Origin of the sequence: Nocardia sp. NPDC052316, from assembly GCF_044547795.1 — a bacterium.
In the GTDB taxonomy this organism is placed as follows: Bacteria; Actinomycetota; Actinomycetes; order Mycobacteriales; family Mycobacteriaceae; genus Nocardia.
Window position 1 is genome coordinate 376,332 of sequence record NZ_JBIUBB010000005.1, and the last position, 20,202, is coordinate 396,533.

The following is a 20,202-nucleotide window of genomic DNA, read 5'->3' on the forward strand; positions in this document are numbered from 1 at the left end:
GAGAAATCACGTGTCCACTTCTCAGTTCCCCGCGCTGTCCCGGCGCGGATTCATCGGGCTGGCCGGCGCCGTCGCCGCGGGCGCCGCGCTCACCGCATGCGCGGGCACCGGCGGTGGCGCCAAGCAGTCCGGCGAGGCGAACACCATCAACTTCTGGTCCAACCACCCCGGCAGCTCGAAGGATCAGGAAAACGAGCTGATCAAGCGCTTCCACGAGAAGTTCCCCGACCTGAAGGTCAACCTGATCGACGCGGGCAAGAACTACGAGGAGGTGTCGCAGAAGTTCAACGCGGCCCTGTCCGGCGGCGAGCTGCCCGATGTCGTTGTGCTGTCCGATGTCTGGTGGTTCAACTACGCCCTCAACGGCTCCATCGAACCGCTGGACCAGCACTTCGCGCACGCGGGCGTCGAGCTGGACGACTACGTGGACTCGCTGGCCGCGGACTACCTGTTCAACGGCAAGCACTACGCGCTGCCGTACTCCCGGTCGACGCCGCTGTTCTACTACAACAAGGACATCTGGGCGAAAGCCGGTCTGCCGGACCGTGGTCCGAACAGCTGGCCGGAGTTCGACGAGTGGGGCCCGAAGATCCAGGCGGTCGTCGGCGACGGCAAACTCGCGCACGGCTGGGGCAACGCCGAAAACTACCTGGCCTGGACCTTCCAGGGGCCGAACTGGACCTTCGGCGGCGCCTACTCCGATCAATGGCAGCTGAAGTTCAACGATCCGGGCACCATCGCGGCGGGTCAATTCCTGCGCGACATGATCCACACCAAGAAGTACGCGGGCATCAAGCCGCAGATCGCGGTCGATTTCGGCACCGGCGTCATCGCCTCCACCATCGCCTCCACCGGTGACCTCAAGGGCATCAAGCAGAACGCGGAGGGCAAGCTGCAGTTCGGCACCGCGTTCCTGCCGCACCCGAACGGGCCGGGCGTCACCACCGGCGGCGCCGGTCTGGCCATCCCGGCGCGCATCTCCGATGAGCGGAAGCTGAACGCGCTCAAGTTCATCGAGTTCATCACCAACCCGGCGAACACCGCGTACTTCTCGCAGACCACCGGGTACATGCCGGTGCGCAAGTCGGCGATCGCCGACCCGAGCGAGCAGGACTTCCTCGCGAAGAACCCGAACGCCAAGGTCGCCATCGACCAGCTGCCGCTGACCAAGTCGCAGGACTACGCCCGGGTGTTCGTGCCGGGTGGCGACAAGATCATCGGCACCGGACTGGAGCAGATCGGCTTGCAGAACGCCGACCCGGCGACGGTTTTCGCCAATGTCACCAACGAGCTGCAGGCCATCATCGACCGGCAGATCACGCCGAAGCTGCCCAAGTAATTACCGCACCTCGGTGGCGGTCACCTCGGGTGGCCGCCACCGTGAGTTCACACGAGGAGATCGACGCCCATGGCCACAGTGCAGTTCGACGGTGTGACGCACCTGTATCCCGGTGCGCCGACACCCGCCGTCGACAGCCTGGAGATCGACATCGCCGATGGGGAGTTCATCGTGCTCGTCGGCCCATCGGGCTGCGGCAAGTCGACCAGCCTGCGCATGCTGGCCGGGCTGGAATCGGTGGAGGCGGGCCGAATCCTGATCGGCGGCAAGGACGTCACCGGGCTGCCGCCGCGCGCCAGGGATGTGGCGATGGTGTTCCAGAGCTACGCGCTGTACCCGAACATGACCGTCGCGCAGAACATGGGCTTCGCCCTGCGCAACGCGGGCATGAACAAGGCCGACACCCTGTTCCGGGTGCAGGAGGCGGCCAAGATGCTGGAACTCGAGCACCTGCTCGACCGCAAACCGGCCAAACTGTCCGGCGGACAACGGCAACGGGTCGCGATGGGCCGGGCGATCGTGCGCAGGCCGCAGGTGTTCTGCATGGACGAGCCGCTGTCCAACCTGGACGCGAAGCTGCGCGTCAGCACCCGGTCGCAGATCGCCGCGCTGCAGAAGCGGCTCGGCACCACCACGGTGTACGTCACCCACGATCAGGTCGAGGCGATGACCATGGGCGACCGGGTCGCGGTGCTGCTCGACGGCAAGCTGCAGCAGATCGCCGCGCCGCGTGAGCTGTACGACAATCCGGTGAACACCTTCGTCGCGGGCTTCATCGGTTCACCGGGGATGAACCTGCTGGAGGCACCGGTGCGCGACGGCGCGGCGATCCTCGATGAGCTGCGTATCCCGTTGCCGCGCACCGCGAAAACCGGCGACCGGGTGGTGGTCGGCATCCGCCCGGAGTCGTGGGAGGTGACCACCGACGAGGACGGTCTCACGGTCGCCGCCGAGCTGCTCGAGGAGCTGGGCGCGGAGTCGTTCGTCTACAGCCACGGCATCGCGGAAGACTGGAACAGCCGCTCCGGCAAGGTAGTTGCCCGGGTGGACCGCCGCTTCCAGGTGGCGCTCGGCGATCAGTTGCGGCTGCGACCCAAGCTGGACGATGTGTTCTTCTTCGACGCGGAAACCGAGGAACGCCTGCGTTGACGGCGTGCCCCGGCTCCCGTTGCACCTCAGCGAAAGGCGCGAACACTACCTGCTCGGTAAATGCTCGCGCCTACCGCGACTACCAGATCTTGACGCGCTGTGCCGGATCCAGGTAAAGAGCGTCGCCGGGCTGCACATCGAAGGCTTCGTGGAAGCTGTCGATATTGCGGACCACCGCGTTGCAGCGGAATTCCGGCGGCGAGTGCGGGTCGACGGTGAGCCTGCGGATGGCCTCCTCGGCCCGAACCTTGGTGCGCCAGACCTGCGCCCAGCCGAAGAAGACGCGTTGCAGACCGGTGAGGCCGTCGATCTCCGGGGGCTCGGCGCCGTCGAGGGAGATCTGGTAGGCCTGCAGCGCGATGGACAGGCCGCCGAGGTCGCCGATGTTCTCACCGATGGTGAATTCACCGTTGACGGTGTGCTCGTCGGGCAGGTCCTTCGGCGAGAGCACGTTGTACTGGTCGACCAATGCCTTGGTGCGCTTGCCGAACTCGGTGCGGTCGTCATCGGTCCACCAGTCGACCATGTTGCCGTCGCCGTCGTATTTGGCGCCCTGATCGTCGAATCCGTGACCGATCTCGTGGCCGATCACCGCGCCGATGCCGCCGTAATTGGCGGCGTCGTCGGCGTTCATGTCGAACATCGGCGGCTGCAGAATGGCGGCGGGGAAGACGATTTCGTTCATGCCCGGGTTGTAGTAGGCATTCACGGTCTGCGGGGTCATGAACCATTCGTCGTGGTCGACCGGGCCACCGAGCTTGCGCAGGTCGCGGTCGTGATCGGCGGCATAACCGTTGCGGTAATTGCCGACCAGGTCAGCAGGGTCGATCAGCACGTCCGAATAGTCGCGCCACTTGTCCGGGTAGCCGATCTTCGGGGTGAACTTCTCCAGCTTGGCCAGCGCCGCCGCCCTGGTATCGGGTCCCATCCAGTCCAGCTGGGCGATATTGCGGCGGTAGGCCTCCTGCAGATTGCCGACCAGTTCGATCATCTTGGCCTTGGCCGTCGGCGGAAAGTGCTCGGCCACATACAGTTTGCCGACCGCCTCGCCGAGCAGGTCCTGCACCAGGGAGACCCCGCGCTTCCAGCGTTCCCGATTCTCCTGAGCGCCGGTCAGCGTGCGGCCGTAGAAACCGAAGTTCTCCTCGACCACCGCATCGGTGAGATACGGTGCGCGCGAACGCAGCAGCCGCCAGGCGGCCCACGCCTGCCAGTCGGCCAGCGACTCCTCGGCCCACACCTGGGCGAAGGTGCGCAGGTAATCAGGCTGCCGGACAACGACTTCGGCGAACAGCTCGGGGCCGGGCCGCTCGACCCCTGCCGCGAGCGCCGACGTCCACGCGGCCCAGTCGAAGGCGGGGTAGTCGGCGACCAGCGCGTCGTAGGTGGTCAGGTTGTAGCTGAGTACCGCGTCGCGGCGGCGGACCACATCCCAGTGTCCGGCGGCGAGCTTGCGCTCCAGCTCGAACACCCGCTGCCCGACCGTGTCCAGCTCCTGCGGCAGCAGCGCGGCAATGCGGGGATCGGCGGCGGCCAACGCGAACATGCGACCGATATGCGCGATGTACTCCGCGCGGATCTCGGCGGATTCGTCCTGGCGGTAGTACGACTCGTCGGGCAGTCCGATGCCGGATTGGGTGGCGTGCACGATATAGCGGGTGGAGTTCTTGTCGTCGGTGTCGACGTAGTAGCCGATCGCCCCGCCGACGCCGGTCCGCTGCAACGAGCCGAGCAACGCTGCGAACGCGCTCCGGTCGGTGACCTCGTTGATCGCAGCGAGCTCCGCTGAGATCGGCGCGAGGCCGGCCGCGGCCACCGTCTCGGTGTCCATGAAGCTGGTGAACAGATCGCCGATCTTGCGCGCATCGCTGCCCGGCTCCGCCTGCTCGGCGGCCGCGTTCTGGATGATCACCTGGACGTCGCGCTCGGCCTTGTCGTACAGGGTACGCAGAGCGCCGTCCACCGCGCGATCGGCCGGTATCTCGTGGTTGGCCAGCCATTCGCCGTTGACATGCGCGAACAGGTCGTCCTGCGCCCGCACGCCCTGGTCGAGATAGGACAGGTCAATACCGGAAGGACTGGTCAGCTCGGAAGTCACGATCTCCAGTATGCCGACCGTGCGCGATGTCGGCCCCCTGCCGCGAACGACCGGGGGTGAAGGTCCATTGTTCGTGGAGGTCTCAGACGGTGAGTGCGGTGCGGTCGAACTCGCCGTCGCGCACGCCGAGCAGGAAGGCGTCCCACTCTGGTGGGGTGTAGCGCAGAACGGTGGTGCCGTGCCGGAGCGTGGTGTGCCCGTCGGCGGCGGTGGCCGCGGTCAGCGCGCCGGGCGAAGGTTGCGACGCGCGGAGGGCATCCAGGAACGCGGACCATTCGCGCGCGCTGACGGTGATGATGGGCTCGTCGGCGGGGCGGTGTGCCGGATCGCGCCGGTACTTGCTGTCACGGATGAGCACCGCGTCACCATCGAAGCGGACCTCGACACATTGATTGCCGTTGTTGGATCGGGTCGACCGGAACCAGTCAGTGAAAACCGACCGGGGAGTAGCGGTGGTGGCCATGGCAGGATTTTACCTCCGGGCATACGCCCTGATCAGGGTCGATGACTCGTCATGCGGCAGCGATTGTTCCTGTGCGCGCACGTAGGCGAAGCTCAGATCGCGCACCAGTTCCGGGTCGTCGACCGCCCCGCCGAAGACGGCGCTCTCCGCCCAGCCGAAGGTCGGTAACTGCTCGCCGGCGAAGTCGATCAGATGGAAGCTGGATCCGCCGAGTACCGCACCCGCGGTGGCGGTGAACGGGATGACCCGCACCTCGACGGTGTCGAGTTCGTCGATCAGCTCGGCCAGGTGGATCAGTTGCCCGCGCAGCACATCGGGTCCGCCGGTCTGTTGCAGCAGGGTGCCCTCGCCGATCACGGCCGTCAGCTCGACCGGCTCGCTGCCGCGCAGTCGCTGCTGTCGGCGCATCCGAATGGCGACCAGCTGCTCGACCTGGACCGGCCGGATCATCACATCGGCACTGATCAGCGCCCTGGCGTAGGCCTCGGTCTGCAACAGACCCGGCACGATGAGGCTGTCGTAACTGCGGATGCTCTGCGCGCCGTATTCCATGCCGTACAACCGCTGTAGCTCGGGCCCGATCAGCGCCGACGACTTGGTCCACCAGCCGCGCTGCTTACTGGCGTCCAGCAGGGCGAGCAGCTCCGCGCGTTCCTCGGCCCCCACCTCGAGCAGCTCGAGCACCGGACCGATGGTGTTGGTGGTGAGTACGCGTCGGCCTTTTTCCACGTGCGACCAGTTGGCCGGGGTGAAGCCGACCAGCTTGGCGAAGCCCGCGGAGTCGAAGCCGCGCTGTTCGCGCAGCTCCCGCAGCCGCAGCACCAGCTCCCAACGGGCAACGGCGGGCGAGACGGGTGCCATGACTGGCGATGGTACCGGCGCGCGACCCCGGCACCGGCGTGTGACTATTGTCAACCCACTTGCGCGGCATTAGGGTCTGGGCTCAGCGGTCGATTCTCACCCAGTTCACGCGATCCACCCGCATCGAGGCGAGGTTCGTCATGAGTTTGTCCCGCACTGAAGCAGGCAGTTATCCGGCGTCCTCCGGCTACGCGACGATGCAGGACGCCCTCGCCCGCTGTCGCAGCTACCGCAAGGACCACGGCCTCTACGGCGTCGTCGACCCCGCCCTCGGCCGAATCATGTTGGAGGTAGGCGCGGTTGGTGCGGTAGTCATGCCCGCCGCACTGGGCCGCCGGGTGCGTGCGCGGCTGATCGCGGCCACCCCCGAGGATCGGCCGGGCCCGATCATCGCGCATCCGCGCTCGGACCGGTGGACCTTCCTGACCGGCCCGACCGACAACTCGTATCTGGACACCGAACTGTTCGCCGACCTGTTCCGGGTCTGCGCCGCGGTCGCACTGCCAGGCAGCCACATCGTGCTGCCCTCGCCCACCGACGAGGGCACCGGCTACCGCAAGTGGATCGCCGCGCCGGAGCGCGACTTTCGCCACGAGCTCGGCGACGTCTTGGCTGCCACCCGCGCCTGCGCCGCGCTCAGCGCGGGGTAGACCCGAGGTCAGCGAGGCGTGGGGACGGGCGGCGGCGTCAGCGTGACGCTGAACTTGTCCTCGAGCCGCTGGTTCCATTCGCTCTCGCACGCGTCGATCTTGGATTGATCGCCGCCCGCCTTGTTCACGCAGTCGACGAAGTCCTTGCCGCCGCTGTTGACGAAGAAGCTGTAGCCGACGACGGTGACCACGACGGCGCCGATCAAGCCGAGTACGCCGAGGATCAGGCCGGTGATCGCCATCCCCGTACCACCCGCGCGACCCGACCGCGCCTTCACCAGCGCGACCACACCGAAGATGACGGCGAAGGCGCCGAACAGATAGCCGCCGACCAGCGTCCAGAAGCTGAGCAAGGCGAGGATGCCGAGCACCAGCGCGGTGATCGCCAGGCCCTTACCCTTCGGCGACTCCTGCCAGTACGCGGGCTGCCCGGGTTGCTGGCCGGGCGGCGGCGGGTACCCGGGCGGCGGGGGGTACTGGCCGGGAGGCGGGTATTGCGACATGGATTTCCTCTCCGTCGGTGCCTCGCGCTGCTCGATCCGGACCGGTTGCCCCGGTGGGTACGCGAGGATCGCCTACTGATCGCATGCGCTACGAGCGGATGTTAATGCGAGGTATGCCCATTTTGTCGCAGCCCAGCGGAGTCCGCTTCCTCGGCGCGCGGGCAGCCACCTCGAATTCGTCGACAGGTCTACTGAGCGCCCAACCGCGCGTGCATCTCCCACACCAGAATTTCCGACGGCCGGTGCGCGATCACCCGTTGGCCGCCGCTTCTGGTGAGCCGGACCGCGTCGCCCTCGTCCAGGGTGCCGACGCCCTCCATCTCCACCTCGCCGCGAGCGACGAAGACATGCAGATAGGGAGCGTCCGGCAGATCGATGGCGACATCAGGCGCGCCGGTCATCCTGGCCACATGGAACGCCGCGTGGCTGCTGTTGATGGCGATGGCAGTGCGATCGCGGTAGCGCGGCAGGCCCGCGGCCACGGTGACCAGGCCACCCGCCGCCAGCGCGTCATCGATCTCGAGCTGCTGGTACCCGGGCGTCAGGCCGGGCTCGTCGGGAACCACCCACATCTGCACGAAATGCACCGGCTCGTCGTGCTCGGCGCCGTCGAGCCGCCACGCGTCGTTCTTCTCCGAGTGCAGGATGCCGGTGCCCGCGCTCATCCGCTGGGCCAGCCCCGGGTAGATGATGCCGCTGTGGCCGAGCGAGTCCTGATGTACCAGGCTGCCGCCGAGCACCCAGGTGACGATCTCCATGTCCCGATGCGGATGCGTGTCGAAGCCCTGACCGGGCGAGACCACATCCTCGTTGTTCACGAGCAGCAAGCCGTGGTGGGTGTTATCGGGATCGTAGTGCTCCCCGAACGAGAACGAATGCTTCGAATCCAGCCAGGAAACCCGCGTCTTCATCCGGTCGCCTGCTCGATGGACGTCGATGTGTGGTGTCATGAGCGAACGAAGTGAGGCAGTCATGTCGCTGTGTGCGGCGCGCACGCCGAGGCCGGGCGCCGACGAGGCGCGGGCGTGAGTGTGGACATCGTGGTCCTCCTCTCGGGACCGTGCACCGATCACCATTCAGGGTAGGAGCACATCCGTGGCGGTACTCCACATTCCTAGTAAATTGTCCTGCACTCGGCATTTTACGCGAGCGACCAGCGGGTGAACGTCAGGCGATGAAGCACCTACCGGTCCACCGAACCGGTAGGCGACCTCGCCGGTAGGCAAGACATCGGCCGGTGCCACACTCATGCGTGATTCGTAACACGATGCGCCACAACGCAACCGGAGGTGACGACGAGATGCGACCCGAGACGCTCACCCGCATCGAGCGACAACTTCGCAGCGAGGCCCACCGCGACGGCATCGCCCATTTCGTCGTCGGCGTCGCGGTGTTCCGTGACCGCAAACTCCTGGTGGTGCGCCGGGTCCCGGACGACTATCACGGCGGCATGTACGAACTACCCGGCGGTGGGGTCGAATCCGGCGAAACGTTCGCCGAATGCGTCGCCCGTGAGCTGTTCGAGGAGACCGGCCTGCGGGTGCGCCGCATCACCGACTTCCTCGGCGGCATCGACTACGCCACCCGGACCAAGGCCAGGGTCCGCAAGTACAGCTTCGTGGTGGACGTCGAACCGGGCGAGGTGGCCCTGGAACCCGGTGAACACGACGCGTTCGCCTGGATCGACGCCGACGCCCTCGACCGGCTGCCGATGGCACCGGACATGCGCGAGGCGGTCAGCGCGCTGGTCGCCGACTCGCACTGATTCTGCGTGTCTACCTCGAACCCAGTAGCCTCACCGCGTGTCCACCACGGGTTGCTCGGAGAGCTCCATTAATTCGGACGAGCGGCCGCAGCCGCTGTGGACCGCGCTGCGGGAAAGCCCCGGCGTGCTGCGCCTGGCCCTCGTGCGATTCACCGGCCAGTTCGGCGACGGCATGTTCCAGGCGGCGCTGTCGGGGGCGATTCTGTTCAATCCCGAGCGCCAGACCGATCCGCTGGCCATCGCCGCCGGTTTCGCGGTGCTGTTGTTGCCGTACTCGCTGATCGGGCCGTATGCCGGGGCGCTGCTGGACCGGTGGGATCGACGCGCGGTACTGCTGGTGGCGAACGTGGCGCGGGCGGTGTTGATCGGGCTGGTGTGCGCGGGGTTGCTCGCGGGCGTCGGGGAGACGCCGCTGCTGTTGCTCGCGCTGGCCGTGGTCGGCATCAGCCGGTTCGTGCTGTCGGGGGTGTCGGCGGCGTTGCCGAGGGTGCTCGACCAGCACTGGCTGGTGCCGATGAACTCGGTGCTCGCCACGGTGGCCTCGGGCTGTGCCGGGGTCGGCGCCGCCACCTCGGTGGCGGTGATCGGGTTGATCGGGGCAGGCGACTTCGCGTCGGCGGTCGCGGTCGCGGTGAGCAGCCTCGGACCGATGACCAGCGCACTGCTGGCGGCCGGGTTCGCGCCTCGAGTGCTCGGGCCGGACGCCGACCGTGCCGCCGGCGCGAGCACGCTGCACGCCATCGCCACCGGACTGCGCACCGGCGCGACGGCGGTGTGGGAGTCGGCGCAGGTGACCACCGCGATGCTGGGCATCGGCACGCACCGCATCGTGTTCGGCATCAACACCCTGGTCATGGTGCTGGTGCTGCGTCAGGCGCCTGCCGAAGGTTCGGCGTTGGACAGCGGGCTGCTCGGTTTCGGCGTGGCCATCGCCGCCATCGCCGCGGGCATGCTGGTGGCGGCCGTGGTCGCGCCGCTGTTGATCCCGCGTCTCGGGCGGTCGAAGACCGTGGTGGCCGGCCTGGTGACGGCGACGATGGTGCAACTGACACTGGTCACGCCGATCGCCCTCGCCGAGGCGGGCTCGGCGGTGCCGCGCGCACATCAGCTGCTACTGGTCGGGGCGTTCCTGCTCGGGCTGGCCGGGCAGACGATCAAACTGACCGGAGACGCGGTCATGCAGGTCGATATCGACGACGCGCGCCGTGGACAGGTATTCGCGTTGCAGGACACGGTTTTCAATATCGCGTTCATCCTGGCGATTGCCGCTGCGGCACTGGTTATCCCGGATGACGGGCGGTCGTTGCCCGTGATTCTGACGGGTGCCGGAATTTATTGCGCGGGTATTGCCGCCATCGCGGTCAATGCGCGGCGGCGGTCGAAGAATATCGGTGATGTCGAAGTCAAGTAATGATCGGATCGTCGTCCAGGTAGCGGCCGGTGGGATTCATTCGCTGGGCGAGGTAGTCGGGTAGGTCGACCGGATTGCCTTGCGGCGGTAGCTCGTTTGCTGTCGCTGCGGAATTATCAGCTCCAGGTAGCTCGTCTGCTGTTGCTGCGGGGTGATCGGTTCCCCGTGGCTCGTCCGTCGTCTTGGCCGGATGATCCGTTCCCGGTAGCTGGTCCGTCGTCGTGGTCGGGTGGTCGACCTGCGGTAGTTCTTCCGCGTCGACACTGGGCGGCGCGGATAGCCGATCCGGCTGCGCGGCACCGGCGTCGGCCGGGACGGCGTGCTGTTCGGCATCGACGTGATCTGTCCGCACGATCCAGTCCAGCGGTTCGCTGACGGCGTCGACCGCGGAGCCGGTGATGTGGTGATTCCAGGTGCCGAGGCCGGTCGGGTCGGTATAGAAGTGGTCGAGGACACCGTCGTCGTCCAGATCGAGGGCCGCCACGTCGGCGATGCCGGATCCGGCGGTGTCCCACATGGCGTCGTCGGCGAGACCGTCGCCGTCGAAGTCCAGTCGCACCGCGTCGGCGGTGCCCGACCGGGCCAGGTCCAGATCGGCTTCGCTGGACCAGACGTGTACCGGGCCGTCGCCCGTGCCGAACACGTACTCGATCTCGTTCATAGCTGTTTGGACGCGCGCGACCGACATTCGGTTCCCTATTTCACACAGATGATTCCGGTAGGTTTTCTTTCGCTTCGGCCCGATTCGACAGGAGTCTGCCAGACATGCGATTTCCGGCGCGGAATCTCGATGCAACCAACCGATTCGGCCGCAAATCCTCTTGTGCGCCTGCCTTCTTCGGCGCTGTGCTCGGCGGGCTGTTGACGATGCCGGGACCGATCGCTCAGGCGACCCCGCTGCCGTGGGAGCCGCGACCGGTGAACAGTTGCGGCGAGGTCGGTTTCGACCCACGCCAACTCGACCGCGAGCCCGCACTGCCGGACCGGATCGTGATTCCGGTGCCGGTCCCGCAACTCACCCCGATAACGGTGCCGGGGCCCGCCCAGGACAACACCAGGATCGACGCGGGACCGCTGCCCGTCGATCCATGCCAGAACCCGTGCCCCGAGGTGCGCGACATCTCGAAACCGCCTGAGGTGGACCCCGATCCGAGCCCGGCCCCGGACACCGGCGCCCGGCCGAGTGCGGCAGGCGGGCCGATCAAGGTGCCGCGCATCGAGATCGAACCCGAGATCGAACCCATCCCGATACCGGTGCCCGGCGGCACCGGCGACGCACCGCAGCCCGCGCCGCCGCCGGTGGTGCACCCCGCCGAACCCGGCCCGCTCGCCCCGGCGGTGGCCGAGCCGCGCGTCGGATCGGTGGAGTTGGCGGGTCAAATCACCGGGCACGGTTCCCCGAACCGCACCGACCTGCGCTGGCAGGTGGACGGCACCGACCTCGGGGTGATGTGGGAGACCAAGCCGGGTGAGGTCGCCGTCGCGTTCGGCGACACCTTCGGCGAAGGGTGGCAGGTCGGTGGCGCGGGGGAGGACCACCAGGACTGGCGCAGCAACGTCCTGGGTTACAGCACCGATCGCGAACTGTCCGACGGCCTTTCGCTGGACAGCATGGTGCAGGACAGCCGGTGCCACGCCGCCGAGATCCTGAGCAGCCGCAAACTCAAGAACTGGGAGACCACCACCATTCCGACCTCCGGATTCGCCCTCGACGGCCGCCAGTATCTGAGTTATATGTCGGTGAATCGGTGGAGTCGCATCCCCGGCATGTGGGCGAGCAATTACGGCGGTCTCGCCTACTCCGACGACAACGGCCGCACCTGGACCAAAGATCAGCACGCCAGGTGGGACAACATCTTCGGGGTCGGTCGCTTCCAGGTCGCGGCGATGGTGCCGCACGGTGCGCATGTCTATATGTTCGGCACACCCAATGGCCGCCTCGGGGTGGTCGGGCTGGCCCGGGTACCGAAAGCCGAGGTGCTCAACAAGTCGGCCTACCAGTACTGGGTGAACGGCAGCTGGGCACCGGCGGCGGAGAATCAGGCCACCCCACTGTTTCTCGGCCTGGCCAGCGAGTTGTCGGTGCGCTACGACCGGGACAACGCGCAGTGGCAGATGGTGTATCTCGACTCGGGCCGCGGTTCGATCGTGCTGCGCAACGCCGCCGAACCGCAAGGCAGCTGGACCGAGCCGGTGTCGCTCGTCTCCACCGCCGACTATCCGAAGTCCTACGGCGGCTTCATCCATCCCTGGTCGACCGGCACGGACGTGTACTTCACCCTCTCGTCCTGGGACAGCTACAACGTGTATCTCATGCACGCGCAGCTGGATTCACCGAATTGACCTAGGCCGAGTCCCGCTGCGCGACGAACCGGACGAAGCCGCCCGCGTGGATCAGCGAGGGTGGATCGCGGCCGACGTCCCACATCCGCAGGTCGGTGGTTCCGATGAGGTGCCAGCCGCCGGGCGTGCTGCGCGGGTACACCGCGGTGTAACCGCCGGCCAGCGCGACCGCGCCGGCCGGAATGGTGGTGCGGGCCTGCGGGCGCCGCGGCACGGTCAACCGACCGTCGGGTGACTCCAGATAGCCGAAGCCAGGGGCGAATCCGACGAACGCGCACCGCCAGACCGTCCCGGTATGCGCGGCGACCACCTCGGCTTGGCCGATCCCGAGCAGCCGCGCGACCTCGGCGAGATCGGCGCCGTCGTAGCGCACCGGGATGACCAATGGCTGCTCCGGAGAGTCGTTGTCCGACAGTGTTCCACGGGAAACAATGTCCGAATCATGCTCTGCCGCAGGCTGTCGCACCGTGCGTAACAACGCTGCGAGCTGGCGGCGGACGGACTCCGCGTGCTCCGGCGAAAGCAGGGTCACGAGAACGGTTTCCGCGGCGGGCAGCACGTCGCAGACCCCGTCGGGCAGGCGGGCACGCAGGGCCGCAGCGAGTTTCACCACATCGTCGTGCCGGTTCGGGGTGATGAGCAACGCGCCGTCGCCTGCCGCCCGGATCAGCCGGTCCGGGTCGAGCTCGTCCTGGTCCGTCATCGCAGCGCGCCTCACGTCCGAAAGATCATGCTCAGACGAATGGCTCGACCGGGACCCCGACCTCGTCCAGGGCGGTGCGGATGCGCCGGGCCATCTCGACCGCGGCGGGCGTATCGCCGTGCACGCAGAGGCTGGCCGCCTGCACCGCGACCTCACCGGACCCGTCGACTGTGCGCGCGGAGCCCGACATCGCGATCGAAACCGCCTGCGCGACCGCGGCATCGGTGTCCAGCACGGCTCCGGGCAAGCCACGCTTGGCCAGCGTGCCTGCCTGCGTGTACGCGCGATCGGCGAAGCCCTCACCGACGAAGCGCACCTTCGCCGCCTCGGCCGCGTGCGCCAACTCGCTGCCCGCCGGGCCGAGCAGTGCGAGCTCCGGATCGTAGTCGAGCATCGCGGCCAGCACCGCGTCCGCGAACCGCCGCTCGCGCGCGGCCGAATGGTAGAGCGCGCCATGGGGTTTCACGTACCGCACCCGGTCGCCCGCGGCCTTGGCGAACGCGCCGAGACCGCCGATCTGATACAGCACCTCGTCCCGCAGTTCCGCGGGGTCCATGGTGATCTCGCGGCGGCCGAATCCGGCCAGGTCGCGGTAGCCGACGTGGGCGCCGATCCGTACCCCCTTCGCGACGGCGAGCTCGCAGGTCCGGCGCATGATCGAGGGGTCACCCGCGTGGAACCCGCAGGCGATGTTGGCGCTGGTGACGATGTCCAGCATCACCGCGTCGTCGCCCATCTGCCACGGACCGAAGCCCTCGCCGAGATCACTGTTGAGATCCAGCGGCATATGCACCCTTTCCGTGGCGGTGTGTCGTAGACGGCATGTCGATTCTCCTCGGCGCGGTGTTCCACAAGCAAGAACGCCTGCTCAGCGGGTACCACTCCAGGGCAGGCGCGACCTGGGTCACAGCACGATGGTCGAGTCCGGCGTCGGCCAGTACGCTCGGATCAATCATGGCCACGTATTTCGATCCGAAGTCCTGGTCGCCGTTGCGGGCCGTCGATCTCGGCAAACGCCTGTTCGAGCAGTCCTGGCTGGAGCAATGGATCGCCGTCACCACCTCCTGGGTGGACGCGGGCGCCGACCTCGGCGCAGGCACCGTCACGGCGCTGATGCCGGACGCCCTGATGACCGTGCTCAGCGAGGGCATCCTCAGCCGATTCGGTGGGCAGGAGGTCAGCGCGACCCTGCTCGGGCACGATCTGCACGCCACTCTGCAAGTACTGAAGGTCCGCAGGCGCGGCGCGCACTTCCAGACCAAGACGGTGCTGTCCCGGCTGCGCTGGGACGACCATCCGATCGAGGCCGTGACGGTGATCGCGCACGGCGTCCGGCTGATCCCCGGCGTGCCGACCAGGGTGCGGGCCGCGCGACTCGACCTCGACGGCACGGTCACCACGGCGGCCCTGGTCGGCTGGATCAACAGCCAGCCGCTGGACTGGGTGCTCGCCGTCGACGCCAGTGGCCTGATCCGCGCGAAGCATCGGCATCGGCGGCTGACCGCGCTGGTGGACGCCTCGGTGACCGACAACCGGGTCACCGTGGAACTCCATCGAGCCAACTGGCTGGGCCTGCGGATACCGCGCCGGATGATCGGCGCGCCCGCGCTGCTGCTGGAACAACTGCCGAATCAGGCGCGCATCGTGCACGCCACCCGCGACGGCGACCTGGTGCGCTTCCGGATCGAACTGCCCGAGATCAGCGGGTCCTTCGATCTGGCGCAGATCCGGTCCGCCATCGTCGCCGGAACCACGCTGATCATCTTCTAGACACGTCGGCACCGGGCCTAGCCCTGGGCTTTCCACCACTCTTTCAATGCCGCCTCCGCCTCGTCGCGAGTCATCGGCCCGCGATCGAGCCGCAGCTCCTTCAGGAATCGCCACGCCTTACCGACCTCGGGACCCGGTGGCAGGCCGAGCAATTCCATGATCGCGTTGCCGTCCAGATCGGGCCGGACCTTCGCCAGATCCTCCTGCTCGCGCAACTTCGCGATCCGTGACTCCAGCTCGTCATAGGTACTGCGCAACGCCGCGGCCCTGCGCTTGTTACGGGTGGTGCAGTCGGCGCGGACCAGTTTGTGCAGGCGGGGGAGCAGATCGTCGGCGTCGGTCACGTAGCGGCGCACCGCGGAATCGGTCCACTGCCCCTTGCCGTAACCGTGGAAACGCAAGTGCAGGAACACCAGCCGAGCCACGTCCTCGGTGAACTGCTTCGGATACTTCAGCGCCCGCATCCGCTTGCGCACCATCTTCGCGCCGACCACCTCGTGGTGGTGGAAGCTGACGCCGCCGCCCGGCTCGTTGCGCTTGGTGTCCGGCTTGCCGATGTCGTGCAGCAGCGCCGCCCAGCGCAGCACCAGGTCCGGGTCGCCGTCCTCCAGATCGATGGCCTGCTGCAGCACGGTGAGCGAGTGCCAGTAGACGTCCTTGTGCTGGTGGTGCTCGTCGATCTCCAGCTTCATCGCGGGCACCTCCGGCAGCACCCGCTGGGCCAGGCCGGTCTCGCACATGATGTTGATGCCGTCGATCGGGTGCGCGCCACCGATCAGCTTGTCCAGCTCCACCCGGACCCGTTCCGCGGTGATCCGATCGATCTGCTCGGCCATCGCGGTGATCGCCGTGTGCACCCGCGGCTGTAGTTCGAAGCCCAGCTGGGCGACGAACCTGGCCGCGCGCAGCATGCGCAGCGGGTCGTCGTTGAACGAATCCTCGGGCGCCGCAGGAGTATCCAGCACACCCGCGAGCAGCGCGTCCATCCCGCCGAGCGGGTCGACGAAGTCGAGCGAGCCGTCCGCGCCGATGCGCACCGCCATCGCGTTCACGGTGAAGTCGCGGCGCACCAGGTCGTCCTCGAGATTGTCGCCGAAGGTGACCTCGGGATTGCGCGAAACCCGGTCGTAGTTGTCGCTGCGGAAGGTGGTGATCTCCAGCTGCTGGCCGCTCTTCGACCCGCTCACCGTGCCGAACGCCAAACCACCGGTGTCCCACAGATGATCGGCCCAGCCGCGCAGCAGCTCCTGCACCTGCTCCGGGCGCGCGTCGGTGGTGAAGTCCAGATCCGTGCCGAGCCGGCCGAGCACCGCGTCGCGGACACTGCCGCCGACCAGATACAACTCGTGCCCCCGCGCCGCGAACATCGCGCCGAGCGGTTCCAGCACATCGGAGAGCCTGCCCAACGTCACCGCCGCCGCTGCCAGCAATCGGGTACGTCTATCCAGCTCTGCGTCCTCGGACTCGGTCGAAACCACGAATCAGCAGCTTACCGAGTGTCATTTGCCGCGCCCGCGGCGCTGCTGGTTCGCGGCCGGATAGAGCAGCATCGGACCGCGATTCGATGCGGGGTGGTGCTCGGGCGGCGGGACGGCGAGTTCAGCGCCGTGCCGAAGGTTTGGCAAATGCGCACAGTAGGATGTTTTGGTGTCTCCGGCCGATCGTGCGAACAGTCGACGCCGCCAGCCTCGGCGCCGCGGTTCGGCCGCCAACGCGGCGAAACCACGCATGCGTACGGTGCGGGAAACCTCAGCTGGCGGGCTTGTCGTCGACGGGTTGGACGGCCCGAGGGAGAAGCGAAGCGCGGCCCTGATCGGGCGAACGGACCGGCGCGGACGGCTGCTGTGGTCGCTGCCGAAGGGGCATATCGAAGAGGGGGAGACCTCCGAGCAAACCGCGATCCGTGAGGTGGCCGAGGAGACCGGCATCAACGGCGTGGTGGTGGCGGAGCTGGGCAGCATCGATTACTGGTTCGTCACCGATGGTCGGCGGGTACACAAAACGGTGCATCATTATCTACTGCGTTCCACCGGCGGCGAATTGTCCGACGCCGACGTGGAAGTCACCCAGGTGGCGTGGGTGCCGTTGAGCGAGTTGAATTCTCGACTGGCCTACGCGGACGAACGCCGCCTGGCCGAAGTGGCGAACAAGCTGATCGACCGGATGGAGACCGGCAAGCGATGACCCCAGACGTTTCGGCATCGCACAGCGATTCCGTGGGGGGCGGTGGCCGGGCGGCAGGTACGCCGCGCCCCGGGCGACGGGCCCGTGGCGCACGGTCGGCACTGTTGCGGATCATCGTGGCGGCCCTGACCATCCTGGGCTCGGCGTCGACGCTGCCGATGCTGGCGCCTGCCGACGCGCAAGCCCAGCCCACCGGGTCCGGCTCCGGCTCGACGACCAAATCCTTCCTGAAGCTGTCGCTGGATTCGGTGACGCCGACCGCGGTGACCACCACCAGCGACCGGACCATCACGGTCTCGGGCACCGTCACCAACATCGGCGATCGCATGGTCTCCGGCGTCACCGTCCGGGTGCAGCGGGCCGCCGCGGTCGCGACGCCGGGCGATCTGCGCGCCACCCTGCAGCAGGATCAGATCAATTACGACGTGTTCGGCGACTTCGAAGAGGTCGCCGCGCAGCTCGACAAGGGCGAACGCACCAAATTCACCGTGACCATCCCGCTGCGGCCGGACGGAACCGGCGCACCGACGCTGCGCATCAGCGAACCGGGTGTGTACCCGCTGCTGTTGAACGTCAACGGCAAACCCGACTACGGCAATCCGGCCCGGCTCGACGACGCCAGGTTCCTGCTGCCGGTGCTCGGCGTGCCGCCCGCCGCGAAAGACGGCGATGCGGCGGAGGCGGTCACCGCGCCGACCGACGCGCCGGTCGCGACGACGCTGCTGTGGCCGCTGGCCGACCGGCCGCGCATGGTGGCCGGCATCCCCGGATCGCCGGACCGCAAGGTCGAGCTCACCGACGACGAACTGGCCGCCTCGCTCGCCAAGGGCGGCCGCCTGGACCAGCTGCTCGGCGCGTTGGAGACGGTGTTCGACACCTCGCCCCTGCGCGACCGCGCGCTAGCGGCCTCGGTGTGCCTGGCGGTCGACCCCGATCTGCTGGTCACCGTGCAGGCGATGACCAGGGGCTACCGGGTGCTGGCCAGCCCGTCCGATCCGGACGGCGCGACCCGGCCCGGCACCGGCGCGGCGCAGGCGCAGACCTGGCTGGACCGGTTGCGCGCGCTCGCTGGGTCGATGTGCACCGTGGCGCTGCCGTTCGCGCAGGTGGATCTCGCCGCGCTGGCGGCGGTCAACGATCCGGATCTCTCGGCGCGGGCGATGAACGCGCCCGCCGAGATCGTCGACACGATCCTGGCCACCAAGTCGGTGCGCGGAGTGAGCCTGCCGGACGCGGGCACCATCGATGACGGCGCGGGAGTCCTGTTACGCGGTCACGGTTTCAGCACCGCGGTACTCGCCGACACCGCCGTCGCGGCGGAGGGCACGGCGGGCACGTCCGAGCTGACCAGATCGACCATCAGCCGCGGCGACAGCAAGAGCAGGTCCACCGCGCTGCAGAGCACGGGGAGCCTGACCACGCCGCCCGCCGGCCCGGATGTGGTGCGACTGCCCCAGGTCACCGCGGCCGTGCCACCGGCACCGCCCGCCGCGGCCACCCCGCCCGCCGCGGACCCGCCGCCGAACGGGAATCCGCCTGCCCCGGCCGTCGATCCGTCGCTGCACGTGGCGACCTTCGACATCTGGTCCGCCACCGCGCTCGCCGCGGTGGGCTCGAATCCGCCGACACCGTCGTTCACCCCCGCCAAGGTCCGCTACGAGGTCACCAACGACTCCCGCGTCGCGCGGTTGCAGGACGCACTCGGCGCGATCTCCTGGACCGCCCTCAACCCACAGCCGGATCAGCCGCGTTCCCTGCTGCTCGTGCCGCCGCAACAGTGGAGCGCGAGCAAGGACGAGGGCACCGCACTGCTGCGCCAGCTCGAGCTGCTGGTGCGCGGCAACCTCGCCACGCCGCGCCCGTTCCAGACGCTGGTCGCGCAACCGGCCGACCCGCGACCCTATGAGCTGGACTATCTGCCGCAGGCCGCCGAGGACGCGGTGCCGGACCGGTTCCTGGCACCGGTGCGCGACCAGGGACATCGGATCAGCGAGCTGATGCGCGCGCTGGTCGAGGTGCCGGAGTCCGAGCCGACGCCGCGTCAGTTCCTCGATCCGTTGCGCGACGACCTGATCCGGGTGCTGAGCCTGTCCGACCGGCGGACCGGCGACGCCACTCAGGCCGATACCTTCGCGCAGCGGCGGATCGATCAGACGACGCGGGCGATGGACAAAATCTATAGCTCGGTGACCGTGCTACCGCCGGGTGGCGTGTACACCCTCGCCTCGGAACAGAGTCCATTGCTGCTGGTCGCGCGCAACGATCTGCCGGTGTCGGTCCGGATCAAATTCCGCATCGAGGCCCCCGCCGAGACGAAGATCACCGACATCGACGAGCAACAGCTGCCGCCGAAGGGGACACGCTCGTTCCAAATCCCGACCGAGGTGAGCGACAGCCGTAACCTGGTGATTCCGATATCCCTTACCACACCCGACGGCATTCCGCTGGGGAATGCCACCTCTGTTTCGGTTCGTTCGAACGCCTATGGTCAGGCCCTGGCCATAATTACCGCATGTGCCGGAATACTGCTGCTCCTGTTGGCCGGACGCCGCCTGTGGCGCCGGTTCCGCGGTCAGCCGGATCCGGCCGACGAAGGTTTCGACCCGAGCACCCGGCGTCGAGTCAATCGGTACCGGCGCGCCAAGCAACGAGTCATCCAGCAGGAGCATCAGGAGGCACAGTGAGGGACGGTGAGCTAGCGCCCCCTGTTGTGTCCCGTTCGATCGCTCGACCCGGCTCGGCCCGGCGAACAGCGGTCTCGGCTACCGGATTTGGACGTCCGACAAACCGCAGTGGCAGAGTGGAGGACAATCGCGGAAAGCTCGCACCGGCGCAGGGGTGGTGCGAGTGATGGGCATTACCAGGAGGAACGGTGAGCGATTCAGCGTGGACGCCGCTCGCCGAGCCGACCGGGATGCACCGTCGCGCCGGGCGCAGGAGGCATGATGAGCGACGATGACTCA

At 67.9% G+C, this 20,202-nt stretch carries 18 protein-coding genes; 9 read left to right on the forward strand and 9 right to left on the reverse strand.

The features are described 5' to 3' along the window. The first annotated feature begins 10 nt into the window (after positions 1-10). Together ACIHA7_RS25365 and ACIHA7_RS25370 are read left to right on the forward strand one after the other, a co-directional pair. Positions 11-1,339 carry an ABC transporter substrate-binding protein gene (locus ACIHA7_RS25365; protein ID WP_397293445.1) on the forward strand — a complete coding sequence of 443 codons (1,329 nt, stop codon included), beginning with the start codon at positions 11-13 and terminating at the stop codon, positions 1,337-1,339. 69 nt (positions 1,340-1,408) lie between these two features. Beyond that, a complete protein-coding gene (locus tag ACIHA7_RS25370) occupies positions 1,409-2,488 on the forward strand; it encodes an ABC transporter ATP-binding protein (protein ID WP_397293446.1) in 1,080 nt (359 codons plus the stop codon). A gap of 79 nt (positions 2,489-2,567) precedes the next feature. Here the strand turns inward: ACIHA7_RS25370 and ACIHA7_RS25375 are convergent, their stop codons facing one another. The 3 genes from ACIHA7_RS25375 to ACIHA7_RS25385 form a co-directional block, all read right to left on the reverse strand. Next, the gene (locus tag ACIHA7_RS25375; RefSeq protein WP_397293850.1) at positions 2,568-4,595 is read right to left on the reverse strand and encodes a M13 family metallopeptidase; all 2,028 of its coding nucleotides are present in this window, start codon (positions 4,593-4,595) and stop codon (positions 2,568-2,570) included. A gap of 73 nt (positions 4,596-4,668) precedes the next feature. After that, a complete protein-coding gene (locus ACIHA7_RS25380) occupies positions 4,669-5,049 on the reverse strand; it encodes a DUF397 domain-containing protein (RefSeq protein ID WP_397293447.1) in 381 nt (126 codons plus the stop codon). A gap of 9 nt (positions 5,050-5,058) precedes the next feature. After that, complete coding sequence (locus tag ACIHA7_RS25385; protein ID WP_397293448.1) at positions 5,059-5,910, reverse strand: helix-turn-helix domain-containing protein; 852 nt, start codon at positions 5,908-5,910, stop codon at positions 5,059-5,061. A 140-nt stretch (positions 5,911-6,050) separates the two neighbouring features. On the opposite strand from ACIHA7_RS25385, the gene ACIHA7_RS25390 reads away from it, so the two are divergent. Next, entirely contained in the window at positions 6,051-6,560 is a 510-nt protein-coding gene (locus ACIHA7_RS25390) for a hypothetical protein (RefSeq protein ID WP_397293449.1), read from the forward strand. Between the two features lie 8 nt (positions 6,561-6,568). Here the strand turns inward: ACIHA7_RS25390 and ACIHA7_RS25395 are convergent, their stop codons facing one another. Both ACIHA7_RS25395 and ACIHA7_RS25400 read right to left on the reverse strand, forming a co-directional pair. Next, positions 6,569-7,063 (reverse strand): DUF4190 domain-containing protein, encoded by a 495-nt coding sequence (locus ACIHA7_RS25395; protein ID WP_397293450.1) that lies wholly within the window; start codon positions 7,061-7,063, stop codon positions 6,569-6,571. A 188-nt stretch (positions 7,064-7,251) separates the two neighbouring features. Then, positions 7,252-8,013: a pirin family protein gene (locus tag ACIHA7_RS25400; protein ID WP_397293451.1), complete on the reverse strand. Its 762-nt coding sequence runs from the start codon at positions 8,011-8,013 to the stop codon at positions 7,252-7,254. Positions 8,014-8,363: 350 nt separating this feature from the next. Here ACIHA7_RS25400 and ACIHA7_RS25405 point away from each other — a divergent pair, with 350 nt between their 5' ends. Continuing rightward, complete coding sequence (locus ACIHA7_RS25405; RefSeq protein ID WP_397293452.1) at positions 8,364-8,828, forward strand: NUDIX hydrolase; 465 nt, start codon at positions 8,364-8,366, stop codon at positions 8,826-8,828. 67 nt (positions 8,829-8,895) lie between these two features. Next, positions 8,896-10,239 carry a hypothetical protein gene (locus ACIHA7_RS25410; protein ID WP_397293851.1) on the forward strand — a complete coding sequence of 448 codons (1,344 nt, stop codon included), beginning with the start codon at positions 8,896-8,898 and terminating at the stop codon, positions 10,237-10,239. On the opposite strand, the gene ACIHA7_RS25415 is transcribed toward ACIHA7_RS25410, so the two are convergent. Then, positions 10,232-10,900: a hypothetical protein gene (locus ACIHA7_RS25415; protein WP_397293453.1), complete on the reverse strand. Its 669-nt coding sequence runs from the start codon at positions 10,898-10,900 to the stop codon at positions 10,232-10,234. The genes ACIHA7_RS25410 and ACIHA7_RS25415 overlap by 8 nt on opposite strands. Before the next feature lie 206 nt (positions 10,901-11,106). Between ACIHA7_RS25415 and ACIHA7_RS25420 the strand changes: the two genes are divergently transcribed. Continuing rightward, positions 11,107-12,582, forward strand: coding sequence for a DUF4185 domain-containing protein (locus tag ACIHA7_RS25420; protein ID WP_397293852.1), 1,476 nt, complete (start codon positions 11,107-11,109; stop codon positions 12,580-12,582). A 1-nt stretch (position 12,583) separates the two neighbouring features. On the opposite strand, the gene ACIHA7_RS25425 is transcribed toward ACIHA7_RS25420, so the two are convergent. Then, positions 12,584-13,285 carry an allophanate hydrolase subunit 1 gene (locus ACIHA7_RS25425; RefSeq protein ID WP_397293454.1) on the reverse strand — a complete coding sequence of 234 codons (702 nt, stop codon included), beginning with the start codon at positions 13,283-13,285 and terminating at the stop codon, positions 12,584-12,586. A 31-nt stretch (positions 13,286-13,316) separates the two neighbouring features. Continuing rightward, positions 13,317-14,072: a LamB/YcsF family protein gene (locus tag ACIHA7_RS25430; RefSeq protein WP_397293455.1), complete on the reverse strand. Its 756-nt coding sequence runs from the start codon at positions 14,070-14,072 to the stop codon at positions 13,317-13,319. Positions 14,073-14,107: 35 nt separating this feature from the next. On the opposite strand from ACIHA7_RS25430, the gene ACIHA7_RS25435 reads away from it, so the two are divergent. Then, positions 14,108-15,055 carry a hypothetical protein gene (locus ACIHA7_RS25435; protein WP_397293456.1) on the forward strand — a complete coding sequence of 316 codons (948 nt, stop codon included), beginning with the start codon at positions 14,108-14,110 and terminating at the stop codon, positions 15,053-15,055. 17 nt (positions 15,056-15,072) lie between these two features. Here the strand turns inward: ACIHA7_RS25435 and ACIHA7_RS25440 are convergent, their stop codons facing one another. Beyond that, positions 15,073-16,533: a CCA tRNA nucleotidyltransferase gene (locus ACIHA7_RS25440; protein ID WP_397293457.1), complete on the reverse strand. Its 1,461-nt coding sequence runs from the start codon at positions 16,531-16,533 to the stop codon at positions 15,073-15,075. A gap of 169 nt (positions 16,534-16,702) precedes the next feature. Here ACIHA7_RS25440 and ACIHA7_RS25445 point away from each other — a divergent pair, with 169 nt between their 5' ends. Next, positions 16,703-17,239: an NUDIX hydrolase gene (locus tag ACIHA7_RS25445; RefSeq protein WP_107659875.1), complete on the forward strand. Its 537-nt coding sequence runs from the start codon at positions 16,703-16,705 to the stop codon at positions 17,237-17,239. Between the two features lie 158 nt (positions 17,240-17,397). Continuing rightward, complete coding sequence (locus ACIHA7_RS25450) at positions 17,398-19,923, forward strand: DUF6049 family protein (RefSeq protein ID WP_397293853.1); 2,526 nt, start codon at positions 17,398-17,400, stop codon at positions 19,921-19,923. The last annotated feature ends 279 nt before the right edge of the window (positions 19,924-20,202 follow it).

Bases quoted from the DNA above. Each gene is read 5' to 3' on its own strand.
- ACIHA7_RS25370 (WP_397293446.1), top strand. From the start codon at position 1,409: ATGGCCACAGTGCAGTTCGACGGTGTGACGCACCTGTATCCCGGTGCG.
- ACIHA7_RS25380 (WP_397293447.1), bottom strand. From the start codon at position 5,049: ATGGCCACCACCGCTACTCCCCGGTCGGTTTTCACTGACTGGTTCCGG.
- ACIHA7_RS25385 (WP_397293448.1), bottom strand. From the start codon at position 5,910: ATGGCACCCGTCTCGCCCGCCGTTGCCCGTTGGGAGCTGGTGCTGCGG.
- ACIHA7_RS25390 (WP_397293449.1), top strand. From the start codon at position 6,051: ATGAGTTTGTCCCGCACTGAAGCAGGCAGTTATCCGGCGTCCTCCGGC.
- ACIHA7_RS25395 (WP_397293450.1), bottom strand. From the start codon at position 7,063: ATGTCGCAATACCCGCCTCCCGGCCAGTACCCCCCGCCGCCCGGGTAC.
- ACIHA7_RS25400 (WP_397293451.1), bottom strand. From the start codon at position 8,013: ATGACACCACACATCGACGTCCATCGAGCAGGCGACCGGATGAAGACG.
- ACIHA7_RS25405 (WP_397293452.1), top strand. From the start codon at position 8,364: ATGCGACCCGAGACGCTCACCCGCATCGAGCGACAACTTCGCAGCGAG.
- ACIHA7_RS25415 (WP_397293453.1), bottom strand. From the start codon at position 10,900: ATGAACGAGATCGAGTACGTGTTCGGCACGGGCGACGGCCCGGTACAC.
- ACIHA7_RS25420 (WP_397293852.1), top strand. From the start codon at position 11,107: ATGCCGGGACCGATCGCTCAGGCGACCCCGCTGCCGTGGGAGCCGCGA.
- ACIHA7_RS25425 (WP_397293454.1), bottom strand. From the start codon at position 13,285: ATGACGGACCAGGACGAGCTCGACCCGGACCGGCTGATCCGGGCGGCA.
- ACIHA7_RS25430 (WP_397293455.1), bottom strand. From the start codon at position 14,072: ATGCCGCTGGATCTCAACAGTGATCTCGGCGAGGGCTTCGGTCCGTGG.
- ACIHA7_RS25435 (WP_397293456.1), top strand. From the start codon at position 14,108: ATGTCGATTCTCCTCGGCGCGGTGTTCCACAAGCAAGAACGCCTGCTC.
- ACIHA7_RS25450 (WP_397293853.1), top strand. From the start codon at position 17,398: ATGCTGGCGCCTGCCGACGCGCAAGCCCAGCCCACCGGGTCCGGCTCC.